This is a genomic window from Methanomassiliicoccales archaeon, from assembly GCA_038850735.1.
Classification (GTDB): domain Archaea; phylum Thermoplasmatota; class Thermoplasmata; order Methanomassiliicoccales; family JACIVX01; genus JACIVX01.
This window is the reverse complement of record JAWCLO010000022.1, coordinates 1-5,856: the sequence shown is the minus strand read 5'-3', so window position 1 is coordinate 5,856 and position 5,856 is coordinate 1. Positions and strand designations below refer to the sequence as shown.

Sequence of the window (5,856 nt, the reverse complement as noted above, 5' to 3'; positions counted from 1 at the left end):
AAGGAAAAACCTGGTCCAGATGTTGATGTCGCTGCTCGTACACCTGTAAGAGCTGCTCCTGACGCCATGTTTACAGCTGCAATCTCGTCCTCTGTCTGGACGACAACTACGCCTGCATTCACCCCACTCTCTTTTGTTTCCAGAATTTCGTGGGCTTCTATGAACTCGCTTTCATCTGCTGCAGGCGTGATGGGGTAGTAAGTCTGCACGCGGCATCCACCCAGCGCTTTACCTATTGCGACTGCTTGATTACCAGAAAGTAGCAATCGTTCTTCCTTAACGCTCTCCTTGACTTTCAAAGGAGGCACGAAATTTCGAAAATTCTCTTGTGCATGGTTGTATGCCATTTCAAGAGCACGCATATTCATTTCGATGAGCTTGCTCTTCTCCGAAAAAATCGATACTAATGCCTTCTTGACCGCATTTATGTCGTACCCCAGAATCCCGAAAGAAAGCCCGACCGTGACGACATTGATCATCCTGTTGAGCTTTGCCGTCTTTTCGAGGCTGAGAGAGTCGGCGACCTGGTAAAGAAGGTCTGTGTATACAACTGGAAAGACATGAATTCCCATTCTGCTAGCATAATCAAGAAGATCTTGTAGCGTCTCCCCTATTCCATTCCTTTCCATGAATTGTGAAAAGTTCGATCTGAATTCAGGCGGCAGAGCAGGAATTTCCAAAATCTTGGTCTTCAACTGCCTACTGTCGACTACAATTCCACCTCCCGGTACAACTTCAGAAATATGCCTCGCGATGGTTTCAGCATCAAATGCGGCGAGCAGATGAACCTCGTTCACATTAGCAGATATTTCTCTTTCCGACACTCTCAAATGAAAATAGCTGTGCATGCCCTTGATGTTTGAATGATATTCCCTTCTTCCGTAAACATGAAAACCTCCAATGGCGCATGCTTTCCCGAAAATATTTGCAGCGGTATCTACGCCACTCCCCTGAGGCCCTCCTGCCATCCAGTTAAATCCTGCATCCATACAACGATCAACTCCAAAAGAATTCCATAAGTTCTCATCCGCCAGTTGCCTTATCGAGACCGATACAGCATTCGCAACCGCAGGATTCACCGCAATAGGGGCACACACACATGCAGCGACTCATTGGCTCACCACAATATCCGCATAAAGGTTCGAATTCTTCTCCGTACATTTAGATCGAATTTTCTACGGTGCCTAACGAAATTAAAACTTGCGCTCGTTTGGATCGTAAGCATGCATCACGCATTCTCTTTTAATGAGAACATGAATGTAAAACGAGCTCACAATGAGAGGCATATTGAAAGGATTCATCTAATTCATCGACCTAAATCAAGAAAGTTGTACATAGAATTGAAGTAAAGCAAGCTGCGAGATGAGCTCGCTGGTCGCGTTTCGCATCCTGCCCTTCCTTTTAATTGACTTTCGTGTCGAAGAAATTTTTATATCATGACTTACCATTCCATTATGTTATATCGAATTAGAGCCAAGGGGAAGTTGATCTATAAGTTCAAGTATAATCTATGAGGGGGAACAATGAAGGAGGATGACAACTGCACTCCTGTAATCTTGACTCCCAGATCACCCATAGAACCTGGAAATCTTGTTCATGTTCGTGGTAGACACGGTCTGGTCGAATCGGCTATGTTGAGCGAATGCGGATCCGGCCCGACTCTCGCGACAATCAAATATCTTGATCAGTACCAGCCTTCGGAAGAAACAATTGTCTGGGAGATGGAACCAAATAAGAGCATTTTGGATGCACGCATGATTCCAGAAATCTCGAAAACGCCACCTACGGCTGGTGAAATATACTATGCATATATGAATTCACTGATATGGTCTTCGAAATTAGCCTTTCCCAGAGAGAATCTCATTTTCTTGACAGGTCCGATCTGGAGTTCGGTGCTGATCCACAGATATCAGCTCTGGCCTGCCTATAAGGCCATGCTCATGCCATCAGTGCGCTTATTCATTGCTGATGATGTTGGTTTGGGCAAGACTGTTGAAGCTGGACTCGTAATGCAAGAACTCATCGCTCAAAGGAGTATTAGACGAATACTGATTATTTGTCCGGCCAGCTTGCAGCGTCAATGGCAGGATGAAATGCGAGAGAAATTTCACCAGAATTTTATAATCATGGACCGAGATGAGATATCAAGAATCAAACAGCTCGATCCGAACGCAAATCCATGGGCTACTCATCAGAAGATAATCGTAAGCATGGATTTTCTGAAGCGTAGGGAAATCATCGAAGAATTCATATCGGGATCTGTAAAGTTTGTTCCGAAAGGTAGCGGAAGATTTCCGTGGGATCTTTTGATCGTAGATGAAGTGCATAACTTTGCTCCTCTACCCGGTTGCCAGTCCACCGAAAGAATAAGAATGCTTGAAAGCATAATAGGTTATTTTGAGCATAGAATTTTTCTTTCTGCCACGCCTCATAACGGATTCCATTACAGCTACACGGGTCTTCTTAATCTTTTGGATCCCGTCAGATTCCAAAAAAGCATAAGCCCATCAGCTGATGATGAAGCTCACATAAGAGCTGTCTTCATCAGAAGACTTAAGGAAGACGTCAATAGGGATGATCCGCCTAAGAAGTTTGAGATAAGGGATCCGCCCATTGCCCTCAGATCACAGCCTTCAGAAATTGAACAGCGACTTTTCGCAGCGCTTCGCGAATACGATAGGGCATTAAGAAATTTCAAGTGCGAAAGCGATAGGGAAAAGCAAGCCCTGAACTTTATCCGTTCCATATTCAGAAAGAGGTTACTCAGCAGTCCGTATGCCTTTGCGAGAACATGGTATGCCCACATTTCGCGGATAAAAGGCATCAAAATTGATTTCGCGCAGAGAGACCTCTACGGTAAAGAGCGCATCATAACAGTTCTGAACAAGCTCAAGTCCGATGCTGAGGCAGACATGAGTGACGACATGGCCAGGGAAGATATTGAGAGAGATGCTGCCACTCTGTCGGGTCAGCTACTATCGCAGTTTTGGAATAACCTGGAACCGATAGCAGAGGAGATAACGCATCTTTTGAACGACGAAATGAAAATGCCTTTCGATAAGGTACTCGCAGGGTCTCTTGATTATAAGTTCGAATTTCCTGATTCGAAATTTGACAAATTGCTGAGGTGGATGAAGGATTATCTTCAATTCGATGGCTCGAACATAAAGTCGGAAGAGAGGGTGATCATTTTCACCGAGTATTGCGATACTCAGGCTTATATAAATAAAAGGTTGATCGATAGCGGAATTCCTGCGGAAACAATAATGATAGTTAATGGAAGAACGGATCCTCAGCGTGTAGAAATGATCAAGGAAGAGTTCAACGATCCCAATGCAAAGGTTAGAATCTTATTAGCAACTGATGCCGCTAGGGAAGGACTCAATCTTCAGCAAACATGCAGATACATCATACATCATGACCTTCCCTGGAATCCTCTCCGAATTGACCAGCGTATCGGACGCGTTGACAGGCATGGCCAAACAAGAAAAGTAAGTGTCTGGCATCATTTGATTGAAACGATTGAGGAATATGATTTCCTCTCATACATCGCTCGGAAGGTTGAGGAGGCGAGAAATGATCTAGGTGGACTGTCGCCCGTCCTTGAGGAAACCGTTGAATCATTCTTTCTTTCTGGAGATCCTCAACAAGATTTGAACGATGCCAAAGGTAAGATAGATGGGGTTTTGAAAAGTAGGAAAATCCCCTGCGCCGGTGATAGGCCGAATTATACCGTAATAGAATCAATCGAAGAAAATACGCGACTGCAGCTAGGAATAGATGAGGAGCGCATGCGATTTCTTTTGGAATCTGCAATCAGACTCGATGGGGGTGCTCTAGAGCCGACTCACGAAAAGGAAGTGTATTCCATTAGGTTGCCGCAGAGTTGGCATTTTCTCTCCGATTCCCTAAGAAATCCCAATACTAAGGCAATGAAGAAGATAACCTTCCGCAGATCGCTTCTTGTAAAAGATGAAAATGAAATGAAAAAATGGGTGCAACGCGGTGATCTGGTACTCATTAATCTTGGTCATCCTCTCATGAGATATGCTATTGAAAGGCTTCGCAGATACGTATGGCACCAATACGGCAATTCGCCTTCGCCCGTTACGAAATGGACATTGGACGTAGAGTCTGAAAGGTCTACTCGTGCGATCGTTTCAATTCTAGAAATTGCAAGAAATGCAAAGGGCGAAGTGGTGCATGAAGAAGTAAAGCATCTTGCTTACGATCACAAAAGCAAGTCATTTGAATCCGTTAGTCACTTCAAAAAGATCGAGCGAAGTTGCGATGGGTCACCACCAGCGTGGTATAAAGAGCTCTTGGAGCGACTGGGGTCGCAAATCGAGGGGGAGAAGGAAGCATTTGAGCAAAAGATCAGGGACATGTTGAAGGATAGAATGAACAAAGACATGGCTTTTTATTTGGAATGCAAAGAAAGAAGCCTGAGAATGCTCGAGGAATCTGCAAGGGAAGCGAGTAGGGAAGAAATAAGAAAGCTCGAGGAAGAAGTCCAGCACCTAGAGGAAGAGAAGAAGCAGAGGAGGCTGGATCCTATCATCGAAACGGATATTCGGTTGAAACTCGAGCAAAAGAAATTTGAACTTAGAGAATTGAAAGAGAGGGCTACCGAAGCAGCACTGTTGAAACAAAAGGAGCATATCGAGGCAGAGGCAAATAGATACATCGAAGAGATCTTTCCGTCGCGTTACACTCTGGATCGAGCTGACGTGATTGTTGCCGGCATTTTATTTACGGGGGAATGATCGGGTTGGCTCACGAATGGTTGGATGCCCTTCGAACATACGGCATTTTTGTTTCGAAAGTTGTATTGAAGGACAAATTTCCTGGTGGGGTGAAAATAGTTGATAGGGATAAAATTGAGAAGCTCAGAACCACTTACCGCGAATTCGAAGCAGGAGTTCTAAGCATTGAAGAATGGTTGTGGACAATAGCTAACGTACTTATGGAAATTGAAAACCGCCCGTTAATGGCTTTCCGCAACGATGTATTGAAGCATCTTAAATCCCATGAATCTCTTAAGGGATTGACCATTCCCGATGGAGTGGTCCTTTCATTTTCTGATTTGTCAGGAATTCCAAGACTATACATTTGGTTTTCAAGAGAACACAGTGCTGCTGGCTTGTCTTGGAGTCGCGCATGCGCAGAAGCGCATCGCTTCTTGAGAAGCTATCAAGGAGAAAAAGTGCACTTAGGCATGGTAACAAACGGGATCAGGTTCAGAGTATATTACATCGACATCGAAAGCGAAACATGGATAGAATGGGACGCCTCCCGATGGTTCGAAGAAACGTCGCATCAAGACGAAATGTATGGATTTGGGCTTCTTTTGAACAAGGACATGCTTGGAGTTGATGCGGCTGGAGTGCCGCCTCTTGAAAATCTGGTTCGAGAAAGCAGAAAAAGGCAAGGCGATATTTCCGCACAGCTGGGAGAAAGGCTGAGATGCGCCGTTGAGATGATGATCAACAGAGTGGTCAATCCAGCAACCGAACGATCTTCTGTTCATGGTGCCGCCGAGAACCCTCTAGACATTATATCGAAAGCTCCTAACGGTCAGAGACTGCCTGAAGAGGCCGCATTGAAAGCCATTTACCAGGCAGCGATAAGGACTGTCATGCGCATTGTTTTCATTTCGTATGCCGAAAGCAGAAGCTTACTCCCGATGGATGCACAGGCATACGTGACTGGATACAGCATCCAGCATTTGTATGAGACTTTGGAAAAAAACAGAATAATTTATGGCGAAGACTATCTGCGTCATGAGGTGTGGGCTTGGCCGAGAATCGTTGCTCTCTTTAGGTTGATCTTCAATGGATGCAGCCATCCTGAACT

3 protein-coding genes are annotated in these 5,856 nt (G+C 44.8%); 2 read left to right on the top strand and 1 reads right to left on the bottom strand.

Annotated features, from left to right (window positions below; genetic code table 11):
• Positions 1-1,097: 2-oxoacid:acceptor oxidoreductase family protein (locus QW087_08140; GenBank protein MEM2944694.1), on the bottom strand; the 1,097-nt coding region annotated here is incomplete at its 3' end.
• Positions 1,098-1,523: 426 nt separating this feature from the next.
• On the opposite strand from QW087_08140, the gene drmD reads away from it, so the two are divergent.
• On the top strand, positions 1,524-4,766 hold the full coding sequence (gene drmD / locus QW087_08135; protein ID MEM2944693.1) for a DISARM system SNF2-like helicase DrmD: 3,243 nt from the start codon (positions 1,524-1,526) through the stop codon (positions 4,764-4,766).
• Between the two features lie 5 nt (positions 4,767-4,771).
• Positions 4,772-5,856: hypothetical protein (locus QW087_08130; GenBank protein MEM2944692.1), on the top strand; the 1,085-nt coding region annotated here is incomplete at its 3' end.

Excerpts from the sequence above, each read along its gene's own strand:
- drmD (MEM2944693.1), top strand. The coding sequence starts at position 1,524 with ATGAAGGAGGATGACAACTGCACTCCTGTAATCTTGACTCCCAGATCA.